The 14,501-nt window shown below is 55.4% G+C and carries 14 protein-coding genes and 1 tRNA gene; 4 read left to right on the top strand and 11 right to left on the bottom strand.

All coding sequences use genetic code 11. The features are described from left to right. Nucleotides 1-180: 180 nt before the first annotated feature. From C5F52_RS28915 to C5F52_RS28900, 4 genes are all read right to left on the bottom strand, one after another. Nucleotides 181-255: transfer RNA gene (locus C5F52_RS28915), tRNA-Arg, on the bottom strand. 22 nt (nucleotides 256-277) lie between these two features. Next, a complete protein-coding gene (locus C5F52_RS28910; RefSeq protein ID WP_104801818.1) occupies nucleotides 278-1,462 on the bottom strand; it encodes a VWA domain-containing protein in 1,185 nt (394 codons plus the stop codon). Nucleotides 1,463-1,471: 9 nt separating this feature from the next. Continuing rightward, the gene (locus C5F52_RS28905; RefSeq protein WP_104801817.1) at nucleotides 1,472-1,687 is read right to left on the bottom strand and encodes a hypothetical protein; all 216 of its coding nucleotides are present in this window, start codon (nucleotides 1,685-1,687) and stop codon (nucleotides 1,472-1,474) included. Between the two features lie 12 nt (nucleotides 1,688-1,699). Beyond that, nucleotides 1,700-2,554 (bottom strand): MoxR family ATPase, encoded by an 855-nt coding sequence (locus tag C5F52_RS28900; RefSeq protein ID WP_104801816.1) that lies wholly within the window; start codon nucleotides 2,552-2,554, stop codon nucleotides 1,700-1,702. A 56-nt stretch (nucleotides 2,555-2,610) separates the two neighbouring features. Here C5F52_RS28900 and C5F52_RS28895 point away from each other — a divergent pair, with 56 nt between their 5' ends. Beyond that, on the top strand, nucleotides 2,611-3,273 hold the full coding sequence (locus C5F52_RS28895; protein ID WP_104801815.1) for a cytochrome c: 663 nt from the start codon (nucleotides 2,611-2,613) through the stop codon (nucleotides 3,271-3,273). Between the two features lie 45 nt (nucleotides 3,274-3,318). On the opposite strand, the gene C5F52_RS28890 is transcribed toward C5F52_RS28895, so the two are convergent. From C5F52_RS28890 to C5F52_RS28860, 7 genes are all read right to left on the bottom strand, one after another. Continuing rightward, nucleotides 3,319-5,787, bottom strand: coding sequence for a Lon protease family protein (locus C5F52_RS28890; protein ID WP_104801825.1), 2,469 nt, complete (start codon nucleotides 5,785-5,787; stop codon nucleotides 3,319-3,321). A 55-nt stretch (nucleotides 5,788-5,842) separates the two neighbouring features. Continuing rightward, nucleotides 5,843-7,015, bottom strand: a complete 1,173-nt coding sequence (locus tag C5F52_RS28885; protein WP_104801814.1) for a CaiB/BaiF CoA-transferase family protein — start codon at nucleotides 7,013-7,015, stop codon at nucleotides 5,843-5,845. Nucleotides 7,016-7,018: 3 nt separating this feature from the next. After that, a complete protein-coding gene (locus C5F52_RS28880) occupies nucleotides 7,019-8,011 on the bottom strand; it encodes a tripartite tricarboxylate transporter substrate binding protein (RefSeq protein WP_104801813.1) in 993 nt (330 codons plus the stop codon). Nucleotides 8,012-8,058: 47 nt separating this feature from the next. Next, nucleotides 8,059-8,493: a DUF1841 family protein gene (locus C5F52_RS28875; RefSeq protein WP_104801812.1), complete on the bottom strand. Its 435-nt coding sequence runs from the start codon at nucleotides 8,491-8,493 to the stop codon at nucleotides 8,059-8,061. Nucleotides 8,494-8,505: 12 nt separating this feature from the next. Next, the gene (locus C5F52_RS28870; protein WP_104801811.1) at nucleotides 8,506-9,282 is read right to left on the bottom strand and encodes a ferredoxin--NADP reductase; all 777 of its coding nucleotides are present in this window, start codon (nucleotides 9,280-9,282) and stop codon (nucleotides 8,506-8,508) included. Nucleotides 9,283-9,381: 99 nt separating this feature from the next. Then, complete coding sequence (gene trmL / locus C5F52_RS28865; RefSeq protein WP_104801824.1) at nucleotides 9,382-9,852, bottom strand: tRNA (uridine(34)/cytosine(34)/5-carboxymethylaminomethyluridine(34)-2'-O)-methyltransferase TrmL; 471 nt, start codon at nucleotides 9,850-9,852, stop codon at nucleotides 9,382-9,384. A gap of 50 nt (nucleotides 9,853-9,902) precedes the next feature. Next, nucleotides 9,903-10,583 carry a ComF family protein gene (locus C5F52_RS28860; RefSeq protein ID WP_236658046.1) on the bottom strand — a complete coding sequence of 227 codons (681 nt, stop codon included), beginning with the start codon at nucleotides 10,581-10,583 and terminating at the stop codon, nucleotides 9,903-9,905. 85 nt (nucleotides 10,584-10,668) lie between these two features. On the opposite strand from C5F52_RS28860, the gene C5F52_RS28855 reads away from it, so the two are divergent. From C5F52_RS28855 to ctaD, 3 genes are all read left to right on the top strand, one after another. Further along, complete coding sequence (locus tag C5F52_RS28855) at nucleotides 10,669-11,583, top strand: trans-aconitate 2-methyltransferase (protein WP_104801810.1); 915 nt, start codon at nucleotides 10,669-10,671, stop codon at nucleotides 11,581-11,583. Between the two features lie 109 nt (nucleotides 11,584-11,692). Then, on the top strand, nucleotides 11,693-12,859 hold the full coding sequence (coxB, locus tag C5F52_RS28850; RefSeq protein WP_104801809.1) for a cytochrome c oxidase subunit II: 1,167 nt from the start codon (nucleotides 11,693-11,695) through the stop codon (nucleotides 12,857-12,859). Between the two features lie 25 nt (nucleotides 12,860-12,884). Next, nucleotides 12,885-14,501 carry a cytochrome c oxidase subunit I gene (gene ctaD, locus C5F52_RS28845; RefSeq protein WP_104801808.1) on the top strand — a complete coding sequence of 539 codons (1,617 nt, stop codon included), beginning with the start codon at nucleotides 12,885-12,887 and terminating at the stop codon, nucleotides 14,499-14,501.

Raw genomic sequence — 14,501 nt, 5'->3', positions numbered from 1 at the left:
GAAGCAGTCAAGGGATGTTATGTAGCCATCTGGCGTATCAGCCACATTGGTATCACTGTGGGACACGCTGTTTGTATGTGTTGTATCTGTGCCGGAGCAATCAAACTTCCGGCTTGCCTGTGGTAATTAATGTGGGAATAATTCACATATCTCACGGGAAGCCTTGAAACATAAGGCAGCTGGTGCCCCCGACAGGAATCGAACCTGTATCACTCCCTTAGGAGGGGAGAGTTCTATCCATTGAACTACGGTGGCGACCGATGCGTATTTTACGGTGTCACTTGCTCAGCATTCGCATGGCTTCTTCCAAGCCTTTGAGCGTGAGCGGGTACATGCGGTTGCTGACGATTTGTTGAATCATGGCAATGCTTTGGCGGTATTGCCACACGCCTTGAGGTTCGGGGTTGATCCACGCAAATTTAGGAAACGCGTGAAGCAGGCGTTGTAGCCACTCGGCACCGGCTTCTTCGTTGTTGTATTCCACGCTGCCACCGGGTTGCACAATTTCGTACGGGCTCATGGTGGCGTCGCCAATGAAGATGAGCTTGTAGTCTTTGTTGTATTTGCGAATGATGTCCCAGGTCTCAAACTTCTCGGCATAGCGGCGCTTGTTGTTGCGCCACATGAAGTCGTACACGCAGTTGTGGAAGTAATAAAACTCCAAGTGTTTGAACTCGGCTTTGGCTGCGCTGAACAACTCTTCCACGCGGGCGATGTGGTCGTCCATCGTGCCGCCCACATCCATGAGCAACAACACCTTCACATTGTTGTGGCGCTCGGGGCGCATCAAGATGTCTAAAAAGCCTGCATTGGCTGCGGTCTTATGAATCGTGCCGTCAAGGTCCAGCTCTTCGGCCGAGCCTTCACGTGCAAAGCGACGCAAGCGACGCAAGGCCACTTTGATGTTGCGTGTGCCCAGCTCTTGGGTGTCGTCGTAGTCGCGGTAGGCGCGTTGGTCCCATACTTTCACGGCGCTGCGGTTACCGCCTTTACCGCCAATGCGAATGCCTTGTGGGTTATAGCCACCATTGCCAAAAGGCGATGTGCCACCTGTGCCAATCCATTTGTTGCCACCTTCGTGGCGTTCTTTTTGTTCTTCGAGACGTTTTTTCAGCGTCTCCATCAACTCGTCCCACCCCATTTTTTCGATGGCGGCTTTTTGTTCAGGGGTGAGTTCTTTTTGAAGGATTTTTTCTAACCAATCCAACGGTACTTCTTTGGTGAAGTCGGTCAGCAGCTCCACGCCTTTGAAGTACGCACCGAACGCGCGGTCAAACTTGTCGTAGTGCTTTTCATCTTTGACCAAGATGAGGCGGCTCAACACATAAAAGTCATCCATGCTGCAGGCATCGCTACCAGGCCCCACCACTTGCTTTTGCAGCGCCTCCAGCAGCGTGAGGTACTCCTTCACCGAAACCGGCAGCTTGGCCGCGCGCAGGGTGTAGAAGAAGTCGATCAGCATGGCGTAGTTTTATTCGGCGTCTGGCTTGGGGGCACGAAAGCGGCGTGCAGCTTGTAAGCCCATGCCGCCGCCAATGCCGACCAGCAAGATCGCAATGATGCTGCCCGTGCCATAGCCTTCGGCAAACAAATTCAAGCCAAATGCCACGCCTAAGCCATAGCCGAGCAATGCGCCTACGACGAAGCCAATGGCATCGGTCAGGCCTTCGATGAGGGATGCAAACATGGTGATCTCTTCTTAACGGTTACGGCTTTGCATGAACACCAGCTTTTCAAACAGCGTGGTGTCTTGCTCGTTTTTCAGCAGCGCGCCCACGAGTGGTGGGATGGATACTTTGTCGTCTGCGGTTTGCAGGGCTTCAATCGGGATGTCTTCGGCCACCAGCAACTTGAGCCAGTCAATCAACTCACTGGTCGATGGTTTTTTCTTCAATCCGGGCAAGTTGCGAATGTCAAAGAAGGTCTTCATCGCCACGCTCAACAAGTCTTGCTTGATGGTGGGGAAGTGCACCTGCACGATGTGGCGCATGGTGTCAGCGTCTGGGAACTTGATGTAGTGAAAGAAGCAGCGGCGCAAAAACGCATCTGGCAGCTCTTTCTCGTTGTTCGAGGTGATGAACACCAAGGGGCGATTTTTGGCCTTGATGAGCTGGCGTGTTTCGTAGCAATAAAACTCCATGCGGTCGAGCTCGCGTAACAGGTCGTTGGGGAACTCGATGTCGGCTTTGTCGATCTCGTCGATCAACAAGGCCACGGGTTGCTCGGAGGTGAACGCTTGCCACAACACGCCTTTGAGGATGTAGTTGTTGATGTCTTTGACGCGTTCTGCGCTCTCGGTATCAGCCATCTGGCTGTCGCGCAAACGGCTCACGGCATCGTATTCATACAGTCCTTGTTGGGCCTTGGTCGTGGATTTGATGTGCCATTGCAACAGGGGTAAACCCAGGGATTGGGCCACCTCTTCTGCAAGCATAGTCTTGCCTGTGCCTGGTTCGCCCTTGACCAGCAAGGGTCGCTTGAGTGCGATGGCCGCGTTGACCGCGAGCATCAGGTCTTGGGTTGCAACGTAGGTGTCAGTGCCTTTGAATTTCATGGGTCGTTCCGTCTATTATTTGGTTTACATCAACCTCTAGGGATTGTGGTTTGCATATGAAAAAGTTTGTCTCGTTCGCGTTTGCTCTGACTGTATCTGCTGTGTCGTCGCTCTCATTGGCCCAAGACGTCAAAGGCGATGCTAACGCAGGTGAAAAGAAAATCGCGATGTGTATCGGTTGCCACGGCATCACAGGCTATCAAGCCAGTTTTCCTGAAGTTTACAAAGTACCCAAAATTTCTGGCCAAAGCGAAAAGTACATCACTACCGTGTTGAACGCCTACAAAAAAGGCGAGCGCAAACACCCCACCATGCGCGGCATTGCCGACAGTTTGAGTGACCAAGACATGGCCGATATTTCTGCCTACTACGCCAATCATGGCAAGGTTGCTGGCGCAGAGTTGCCAGCCAAGGCGACTGAGCCCAACGCCAAAGTGGCCGCTTTGCTTACCAAAGGTGCATGTGCTTCATGCCATGGTGAAAACTTTGCCAAACCCATTGACCCCAGCTATCCAAAAATTGCAGGTCAACATGCCGACTACTTGTTTGTGGCTTTGAAGTCTTACAAGGTAGAGGGCACTGCCACTTGGGGTCGTAGCAACGGTGTGATGGGTGGCGTGGCTAAGCAGTTCAGCAATGCTGAGCTGAAAGAGCTAGCCAACTACGTTGCTTCTCAGCAAGGCGATCTTAAAACGGTGCCTCAGAGCAAGTTCCGTTAAAGCAACGGTTTGCCTGAGCGAAAGCCCCACGCTGTGGGGCTTTTTTTATTTGCCGTCGAGTTGCTTTTGAAATTTGTGGCTCATGTGCCGCACACTTTGTGCGGGCTCTTTGTGGCAGGCACGTCGGTAGGCTTGTAGCGTTTTATCGGCCAAGGCCAAGATGCTTTGCGCTTCATAGCTGCCCCCTTTGAGCTCTTTGCCAAAGACGGTTCCCATCAAGAGCTCAGCCCCTTCGCTGGCATGCTCTGCGGTGTAAATGTGAAATTGTCCTTGTGCGACAGCATCCACCACGTCTTGGCTGAGCATCAAATGATGACGGTTGCGACTGGGAATCAAGGCGCCTTGTGTGCCGTCCAAGCCTTGGGCTTTGCAGGTGCGAAAGAAGCCTTCGATTTTTTCGTTCACGCCACCCACGGGCAAAATTTCGCCGTTTTGATTGACCGCACCTGTGACCGCAATGTTTTGTTTGAGTGGCAAGCCTGAGAGAGAGGATAGCAGGGCATACAGCTCGGCACACGACGCAGAGTCGCCCTCGACGCCGCTGTACTCTTGCTCAAACACCACTGAGGCGTTGAAGGCCAAAGGTGCGATGTGCGAAAACAGCGCTGACAAATAGCTGTGCAAGATGAGCACACCCTTGTCGTGAATGGGGCCTGATAACTTCACTTCGCGTTCGATGTTGACCAATCCCTCGTTGCCCGCATAAGTGCGTGCCGTGACACGCACAGGAAAGCCAAAGGCATGGTCGCCCAGCTCGATGACGGTGAGGCCATTGAGTTGGCCTACGCATTCGCCTTTCAAAGAAATCAGCCGTTCGCCATCGGTGATGGATTCTTGCAAACGCTGCTCGATGTAGCCGTTTCTGAAATTGCGTGCCGCGATGGCGGCATCCACATCGGCAGCTTGCACCTTGTCTGCGCTGCGTTGGCGAGCGTGACTGGCGCTTTCAATGATGAGTGATTCGGTGTGCGAGAACAACGCGCTTTGACGCGTCTGGTCATCCACCTCGCGGTGCGTGCATTCGATCAAGCGGGCCACTGCATCGGCGTTGAAATGTGGCAAACCTAGGCGCTGGCAACTGTGTGCCACAAAGATGGCGGAGGCGCGGTGCGTGCCTGCATTGGCCGTAAAGCTTTCGGAAAATTCCACTTTGCACATGAAGCGACGGAAGAACTCGGGTGCGCCTTCTTGCAACACGTAGTACTCCTCGACGGTGCCAATCAGCACAATCTTCACGTCGATGTGTACGGCCTCGGGTTCGAGTGCCACCGAGGCAATCGGCGAGAGGTGCAAGCCTGATTCTTCAATCTGCAAACGACCACTGCGCAAAAAGCGTGAGAGCTTTTCCCACACCAAGGCATCGGTCAGTAAGTCGCGCACATGCAGCATCAAAAATCCACCGTGTGCCTTGAGCAAGCTGCCGGCGCGGATGCGCGAGAAGTCGGTCATCAACACATCGTCTTCGGTTTGGTATTCCACGCTGCCAAACAAGGTGCGAAACACGGGGTTGTCTTCGACCAACACGGGCGCGCCATGTGTGTCGTGGTTGTCCACGGCCACGTTCACGCGGTAGCGCAGCAGCAAGGTGTTGAGGGCTTCGAGGCGTGTTTCTTCTTCGTCATCGTCGCGGGGCTCAAACAGTTCGATGTGTTCCAGCACATCCGCCATGACTTTTTGAAAGTAATGCGCGAGCTTGGCGTTGTCTTGGCTGGGTTTGGACAAGGCTTGTTGGATGTGCGCTAACTCTTGCTCCAACATGGGCTTGATGGTTTGGCGACGCAAGGCGGCCAAGCCTTCGTTTTTGACACGGTCAATCGGACGTGTTTTGTCGAGGAAGTTGGCAATCTCGGCGCGCAGCTCCACCTCGGCTTGGTCGATGGCCGTGCGTCGCTCTTTGGGCAAAGCCAGTGCTTCGGCTTCTGTCAAGGGCACGCCTTTTTCATCGCGCAGGGTGAACACCAAATGCCCGCCTTCGCGAAACAGCGAAAAACTGCGCGCCTCAGCAAACGCATCCAGTACGGCGTAAGCACGGTCTTCTTCTTGTTTGTAGGTTTTTTCGATGTGTTCGCTTTCGACCTTGAAGTCTTGAGCGATCAGACGTTTGGGAATTTCGGTCAGCAGTGTTTTGGTGAGTTGTGCCATGTGCACGCGCAGCTTGCGGCCTTCGCCTGCGGGCATGTGCACCGCGTGCGGATGCTCTGGCGAGTCAAAGTTGTGCAAGTAGCACAGGTCAGGTGGCACAGCTCGGGTGGCCGCGACGCTGTGCATCATTTGTCGAAGCAAGGTCGAGCGACCGCTACCGACTTCACCCAACACAAACAAGTTGTAGTTGGCTTGCGTCATTTCCAAGCCAAAGCGCGCGGCGGTCTCGGCGCGCTCTTGGCCAATCCACGGCAGGGCGTGTGACACCAATTCGGAGGTGTCGCTAAAGCCCAGCTCTGTGGGCTGGATGGTCAGTCGCAAATCTGCTGCTGAAACGGTTTGGGCACCGAGTGGTTGAGAGGGGGTGTGCATGTGCTTTTCCATTCGTGACGGCAGTGTCTTGGCAGTTGTAGCACAGACCTTTGCTTCAAGTTTTGAGGCTGCTCAGCACTTCTTCGGTGTGTTCACCCAAACGCGGTGCGGGGCGCCACACGCCTGTCGGTGTGCCGCTCATGCGCACTGGAGGACGCAGTTGACGCAATAGGCCTTCAAACGGATGCGGCACATCTAGCCAGCCTTGCGTGGCGGCAAGGTGTGGGTCGGTCAGCAAGTCATCCAGCTTCATCATGGGCATGACAGGAATGTCATGCGCGGTGAAGTCTTTCATCCACTCGGCACTGGTGCGCGTGCGCATGTGTTCGCCAACCACACCATACAGCGCATCGATGTTCTTGAGTCGATCTGCATGCGTGGCAAAGCGTGCGTCGGTTTGAAACAAATCTGGTTGGCCCACGAGTTTTAAAAACGCTTGCCAATGTGTGTCGTTGTACATGAGGGCGCAGATGTGGCCGTCTTGAGTGGCGTAGGGCTTGCGATTCACAGCAAGCAAACGTGCATAGCCCATGCCGCCCAGCGACGGCTTCCATGTTTCGCCACACAAGTGATCGCCCAACACAAACTGCAACAAGCATTCAAACATGGGCACTTCCACATGCTGGCCCACGCCAGTGCGGTAGCGCGCAATGATGGCAGCCATCACCGCATGCACCATGTTGAGCCCTGTCACACGGTCGGCAAAGGTGGTGGGTGCATAGCGTGGCTCGGCGCTGCCGCTTTGCGTCATCAACCATGGCATACCGACAGCGCCTTGAATCAGATCGTCGTACGCGGGCCAGTTTGAGTAGGGGCCGCCTTCGCTGTAGCCATACGCGCCGCATACGATCAAGCGTGGGTTGACGGCGCGCAATGTGTCATACGACAAACCCAAACGCGCCATTGCGGCAGGGCGAATGTTGTAGGTCAGTACATCGGCGGTTTTGCACAAGGCCAGCAGCTGTTCGCGTTGCTCTGGTTTTTTCAAGTCCAGCACAACTGAGCGTTTGTTGCGGTTGGCGTTGATGAAGATATGGCCCATGCCTGGGTGCTTCATGGGGCCAGCGTGGCGCATGATGTCGCCGCTGGGCGGCTCGATCTTGATGACGTCAGCGCCGTAGTCGCCCAAGATTTGCGTGGCGTAGGGGCCTAGCACCACGCCCGTCAAATCAATCACGCGCAAACCTGCGAGTGCGCCTTGCAGGCTTGCGTTGTCAGTCAGGCTCATGGCTTATTCAGGTGTGATGCCAGCGGTCTTGACCCAACCGCCCCATTTTTTGATTTCGGCGTCGATGGTTTTGGCGAGTGCGGCGGAGTCTTCCACATCTAGGTCAATGCCCACGCCTTGAATTTTTTCGCGCACTTCAGGCTTGGCCAGCACAGCCATCAAAGTGGCTGTGGCTTTCTTTTGCACGTCAGCGGGCATGCCAGAAGGGGCCATCAGGCCGAACCATGCGCTGACGTTGTAGCCGTTCACGGTGTCGCCAATGGGCGGCACGTTGGGCGCTTTGCCTGCGCGTTTTTTGGTGGTCACACCTAGGCCACGCATGCGGCCACCGTTCATTTGCGACACAGCATTACCTGTGTCGGCAAAGGCGAATTGAATTTGGCCACCCAGTAAATCAGTCAAAGCAGGGGGAATGCTTTTGTAGGGCACGTTGACGGTTTGAAGGCCCGCCAACTCAGTCAGCATGGCGGCTGACACCAATGAGCCCGATGAACCATGGCCAAACGCGAGCTTGCCTGGGTTGGCCTTGGCGTAGCTCACAAACTCTTTCATGTCTTTGGCGGGGAAGTCGGTGTTGACCATCAAGATGAAGCCGGTCTCACCAATCTTGCCGATGGGCGTGAAGTCTTTCACGGGGTCGTACGGCAGCTTGCGGTACAGGTGCACGTTGGCCGCTTGTGTGGTGCTGGTGGTGACTAAGAAGGTGTAGCCGTCGGCAGGCGCGCCTTTGACCATTTCAGCACCCAAGATGCCGTTGGCCCCTGCTTTGTTTTCTACTGTGATGGTTTGCCCCATCGCTTCGCCCATGGCCTGCGCCAAGATACGGCCCACGTTGTCGGTGGCACTGCCTGCACTGAAGGGCACGACAAATTTGATGGGTTTGTTGGGGTAGGTTTGTGCGTGTGCGGCGGGCAGGCCAATGGCACTGAGCGCTGCGATGGCGATGCCGGCACACAAGGTGCGGCGAGAGTTGGACTTAATTGAGAAGTGGCGCATGGTTTGTCTCCTGTTTGTATTTTGGGAGATCTTAATGCGCCTTTGCTTCAGTCTTTGGTGGCTCGGCGTTGCACCGCGTCAATGTAGGCATGGCCATCGGGTGGGCGGCCGCTGCGTTGGCTTTCCCAAATCATTTGGCCCAATGCGTCCATTGTTTCGTGGTGTGCGTCGTGCAGCGAGTCGCGTTTGGCCGTGAGCAGCTCCACCGCTTGGCGAATGCCGCGCGGTTGGTCAATCGAGCATTGCTCGCTCACCGACAGGTGCATGGACAAATGCAAGAAGGGGTTGGTCTTGCCGTCTTTCACCTCGTACATGCGCTCAAGCGCAGCATCCACGTTGGAGAAATCAGCGTGGTACTCGGGGTGCTCGGCCACCCATTGACTGGCCAAGGTTTCCAGCGCGTCCATGGGTTGCCCCTCACGCCACTTGGCGTAGACGGAGCAGAAGAAGCGCCGTACGTCGGCTTGGCTAGGTTCGAACATCAGTGACTTTGATTACTGTTCAACGAACGCACGTTCCACCACAAAGTCGCCGGGGGTGGTGGTGGAGCCTTCTTTGAAGCCGCGCTCTTCCAGCAAGCTGCGCATGTCCTTGTTCAGGCCGGGGCTGCCGCAAATCATGATGCGGTCGTTGGCTGGGTCAAGGTTGGGCAAGCCCAAATCTTGGGTGAGCTTATTTGAAGTGAGCAAGTCCGTCACACGGCCTTGGTTTTTGTAGGGCTCGCGGGTGACGGTGGGGTAGTACAACATTTGTGCGCTGACCATTTCGCCCAAGAACTCGTGCTTGGGCAGCTCTTCGGTCAAGTAGTCGTGATAGGCCAGCTCTTTCACTTCGCGCACGCCGTGGACCAAGATGACTTTCTCAAAACGCTCATACGTATCAGGGTCACGCACGATGCTGAGGAACGGGGCCAATCCTGTGCCTGTGCCGATGAGGTAAAGGTTTTTGGCGGGCAGCAAATAGTCGATTAACAAAGTGCCGGTGGGCTTTTTGCCGACCACAATTTTGTCGCCCACTTTGATGTGTTGCAGCTTGGAGGTGAGAGGGCCGTCTTGCACCTTGATGCTCAAAAACTCCAAGTGTTCTTCATAGTTGGCGCTGACGATGCTGTAGGCGCGCAACAAGGGTTTGCCGTTTTCGCCGCGCAAGCCAATCATGGTGAAGTGGCCGTTGGAGAAACGCAGCGAGGTGTCGCGTGTGGTGGTGAAACTGAACAGGCGATCGGTCCAGTGGTGGACGGACAAAACTTCTTCGTCTAGGAATGCACTCATGACTGGAATAAATCTATATAAATCAAGACCTCTAGTGTAGGCGAGGGCTTAAAACCTAAGGCTATATGGTGCTTTGCAGAACGCCATAAGGCTTGACGCTTAAGCCTTGCCCACAAACCCGTTTTGTCGCCAAGCTTCGTAGGTGATGACGGCTACCGAGTTTGACAGGTTCAAGCTGCGCTGGTCGGCACGCATGGGCAGGCGCAGGCGCTGGCTGAGTGGAAAGCTTTCGCGTATGTCCACAGGCAAGCCGCTGGTCTCAGACCCAAATACAAACCAATCGCCGGGCTGAAAGGTGGTGTCATGCGCGGTGCTGGAGCCTTTGGTGGTCATCGCAAACATACGCGCGGGGTCGGGTTTGGCGTCGTTCAAAAACGTGGACCAGTCGGCGTGGCGTAGCACGGGCGCGTACTCGTGGTAGTCCAAGCCCGCGCGGCGCATGTGCTTGTCTTCCATCGAGAAGCCCAAAGGCTCAATCAAATGCAATGTGCAACCGGTGTTGGCTGCCAAGCGGATGACGTTGCCGGTGTTGGGCGGGATTTCGGGGTGGACGAGGACGATGTGGAACATGCGCTTATTGTCTTGCATGCGCGAGGTGCTGCTAGGCTGATTGGAGAGCATTAGTGATGCGCTTCGCGTTCTTCTGTGCGTGCGAGGACCAGCCCAGTGATGTGAACCGCACCCGCAACCTTCAACACTCGCGCCGCCTCGTACATGGATGCTCCCGTGGTCATCACATCGTCTACCAGCACCACACGCTGACTGCGCACGGCAGACACACGGTCGGGCGATACCCAAAACGCATCCCGCACATGCTCTAGCCGTTCGTGACGTGGGGCCCCAACTTGATGAGCACTGTCGCCACGGCGCAGTAAGGTGTGGGCGTTGGTTTTGTGTGTGGCCAAGTGGCGAGCCAGTTCGAGGGCTTGGTTAAAGCCGCGTTCGCGCAGGCGGGAGTGGGAGAGGGGCATAGGCACTACGAGGGTGGCCTCATCTAACGCGGGCTCAACCCATGGGGCGTGACGCATGAGGTGGGCCAAGGCGTAGGCGAGGCTGGGGTCGGCTTGAAACTTAAAGCGTGCAATGCAGCCTGCCCATGGAAAGGTGTAGCTCACGGCGGCCACGCAGGCGTCTAGCGGGCTTGGGTGCTGGGCGCAGTTGCGGCAGCTTGCGTGTGTGAGGGTGAGGGCGCAGGTGGGGCAGCGCAGCGTGGGCTGGGCAAAGCGCTCGACACAGGGCGCGCATAAAGGCTGGCTGGGCCAGCGATGGCAGATATGACAAACACTTGGAAGCTTCAACATGCCCCGCATTGGAAAGACATTGCGCTGGTTTGGGTTGAAGCACAGCGCAATGTTTGCGAAGGACACGGTGTCGATAATAGGGACCATGTCTGAACCGTCTTCGCCTGATACGCCCCCCTCACTTGACCCTGTGGCCAGCGCCCGTTGGGCCGCATGGCCACATGCGGCTTCGCCTTGGCTGAACGAGGAAATTGGCCGTCGCATGGAAGACCGTTTGCAGTGGATTCGCTTACAACCCAAATTTTGGGTGGATTGGGCGCCTGTGAGTGGCGGCCTGCAAACGCACGCCAAGCTAAGTGCACGTTACCCGCAGGCGCATTGCCAAGTGTTGGAAACCAGTGTTGAACGTGAACAGTTGGCGCGCCAGGCACTGCAAGCGCCTTGGTGGCGGCGCTGGTTGAAGCAGGATGCTTTGACATTTGGTGCATCAGAGCCAGGCAGCGCCGATATGTTGTGGGCCAATATGGCGTTGCACACGAGCGAAGATCCGCAAACTTTGTTGCGGAAATGGCACCAACTGTTAGCTGTGGATGGCTTTTTGATGTTCTCGTGTCTCGGACCGGACACACTGCGTGAGCTGGCTGAGGTGTACCAAAATCAAGGTTGGCCGCCTGCATGCCACAGTTTCACCGATATGCATGACTGGGGTGACATGCTAGTGCAAGCTGGATTTGCAGAGCCCGTGATGGACATGGAGCGCATCACGTTGACCTATGCATCGACGCAAAGCTTGATTGCCGACTTTCGCTTGCTGGGCCGCAACTTACACCGTGATCGCTTTGCTGGTCTGCGTGGTAAACAGTGGTTGGCGCGGTTCGAGAATGCGCTGTTATTGTTGGCTAAACCACAGCAAGATGGGCGTTTGACATTGACGGTTGAAGTTATTTATGGCCACGCTTTGAAGCCATTGCCACGCCTGAAAGTAGAGCAGCACAGTTCGGTGTCGTTGCAAGACATGCGAACCCTACTAGGGCAATCCCCTAGTGCTCGCTCTGTATGATTTTAAATGGAAGCTTGTAGCGCAAATTCCACCAAGACAGCTTGAGTTAACTCAATGTTTGGCGGCGTTTGTAGTCCGAAAGATAAAAAACATTGAGGCAATCAAAGTGATGAAGAACAATCTTTTACAAAAGTTGACTTCAGGTGTGTTGTTTCTCGCCGCATGGGCGAGTACAGCGGCTTGGGCAGTGAACGATTTGCCAGGTGGCCCTGGCGTTCGACAACTGAACCTCCAACCTGGCGCGACCAAAATTGCCATTGAGCAAGGCTGGTTACATTGGTTCATGCTCATCATCTGTACCGTCATTTTTGTGGCGGTGTTCGGTGTGATGTTCTATTCCATCTGGAAGCACCGCAAATCGGTGGGGCACAAGTCGGCCAGCTTTCACGAATCGGTCAAGGTCGAAATTGCATGGACCGTCATTCCTTTCATCATCGTGATCTTGATGGCCTTACCTGCCACCAAAGCGGTGGTGGCTCAAAAGGACACATCCAATGCTGACCTCACCATCAAAGCCACGGGTTACCAGTGGAAGTGGGGCTACGACTACATCAAAGGCCAAGGCGAGGGCATTGCTTTCATTTCGACGCTCGACAACGAGCAGCGCGAAATGTCAAACAACGGCGCCAAGGGCGTGGACATTGACAACTACCTGTTGAAAGTGGACAACCCACTGGTGGTGCCCGTCAACAAGAAGGTGCGCATCATCACCACCGCCAATGACGTGATTCACGCGTTTGCTGTGCCGTCCCTCGGCGTCAAGCAAGATGCGATTCCCGGCTTTGTGCGTGACACCTGGTTCCGTGCAGAAGCGGTGGGCGACTACTACGGCCAATGCCAAGAGTTGTGTGGCAAAGAGCACGCCTACATGCCGATTCATGTGAAGGTGCTCAGTGCCGCTGACTACAGTGCCTGGGTGGCTACAGAGCAAAAGAAGATGGCCGCCAAGATGGACGACCCTTCTAAGGTTTGGAATTTGGCCGATTTGTCTAAGCGTGGTGAGAAGGTGTATGCGGCTAACTGTGCCGCTTGCCACCAACCCAATGGCAAGGGCGCTGGCCCCATCAAACCACTCGACGGCGCTGCCGTGGTGTTGGATGCTGACAAGAACAAGCAGATCAAAGTGTTGTTGAACGGCCAAAACAATCTGACCATGCCTGCTTGGAAGCAACTCAGTGACACAGACATTGCCGCTGTGATTACTTTCACGAAAAACAATTGGTCCAACAAGACCGGCCAGCTGGTTCAGCCTGCCGATGTCAAGGCCGCCCGTTAAAACTAGCGTTTAGAAGGAACACATCATGAGCGCAGTACTCGATTCCCACGGCCACGGTCACGATGACCACCACGGCGCGCCTCACGGCTGGCGTCGTTGGGTGTACGCCACCAACCACAAAGACATTGGTACTTTGTACCTGTTGTTCGCTTTTACCATGCTGATCATCGGTGGCGTCTTGGCGCTGTTGATTCGCGCTGAGCTGTTCCAGCCCGGCTTGCAGTTGGTCAACCCCGAGTTGTTCAACCAGCTCACCACCATGCATGGACTCATCATGGTGTTCGGCGCCATCATGCCCGCCTTCGTGGGTTTTGCGAACTGGATGATTCCGTTGCAAATCGGCGCGTCTGACATGGCCTTTGCCCGCATGAACAACTTCAGCTTCTGGTTGATGATTCCTGCGGCTGCCATGTTGGCGGGCTCGTTCTTTATGCCAGGTGGTGCACCCGCTGCGGGTTGGACGCTTTATGCACCGCTGACCCTGCAAATGGGCCCCTCCATGGACGCTGGTATTTTTGCCATGCACGTGTTGGGTGCGTCGTCCATCATGGGTTCCATCAACATCATCGTGACCGTACTGAACATGCGCGCGCCAGGCATGACCTTGATGAAGATGCCTATGTTTGTCTGGACTTGGTTGATCACGGCTTACTTGTTGATCGCTGTCATGCCCGTGTTGGCTGGCGCGATCACCATGACGCTGACTGACCGCCACTTTGGCACGACCTTCTTCAACCCCGCTGGCGGCGGTGACCCCATCATGTACCAGCACATCTTCTGGTTCTTCGGTCACCCTGAGGTCTACATCATGATCTTGCCGGCCTTCGGCATCATCAGCCACATCGTGCCCGCATTTGCTCGCAAGAAGTTGTTTGGTTACGCCTCTATGGTGTACGCCACATCGTCGATCGCGATTTTGTCGTTCATCGTTTGGGCGCACCACATGTATGCCACAGGCATGCCTGTGACCGGCCAGTTGTTCTTCATGTACGCCACGATGTTGATCTCTGTGCCCACAGGCGTGAAGGTGTTCAACTGGATTGCCACCATGTGGCGCGGCTCCATGACGTTTGAAACACCCATGTTGTTTGCTGTGGGCTTCATCTTTGTGTTCACCATGGGTGGTTTCACGGGCCTGATCCTGTCGATGGCGCCGATTGATACGCAGGTGCAAGACACCTACTACGTGGTGGCTCACTTCCACTATGTGCTGGTGGCGGGTTCGTTGTTTGCCATGTTCGCTGGCTTCTACTACTGGTGCCCCAAATGGACCGGCGTGATGTACAACGAAACGCGCGGTCAAATTCACTTCTGGTGGACCTTGATTTCGTTCAACGTCACGTTCTTCCCGATGCACTTCTTGGGGCTGGCTGGCATGCCTCGTCGTTACGCTGACTACCCCATGCAGTTTGCTGATTTCAATGCAGTGGCATCGATCGGTGCGTTCTTCTTCGGTTTTGCGCAGGTGTACTTCTTCTTGTTTGTGGTGTTGCCAGCGATGCGCGGTCACGGCGAGAAAGCGGCTGCCAAGCCTTGGGAAGCGGCTGAAGGTTTGGAATGGGAAGTGCCTTCACCTGCACCTTTCCACACCTTTGAGACCCCACCCAAGCTGGATGCCACAGCAACTCGCGTGATTGGTTGA

The organism is Limnohabitans sp. TS-CS-82 (assembly GCF_002943475.1).
The sequence above is the reverse complement of the archived record's forward strand: the minus strand, read 5'-3'. Positions and strand labels throughout refer to the sequence as shown.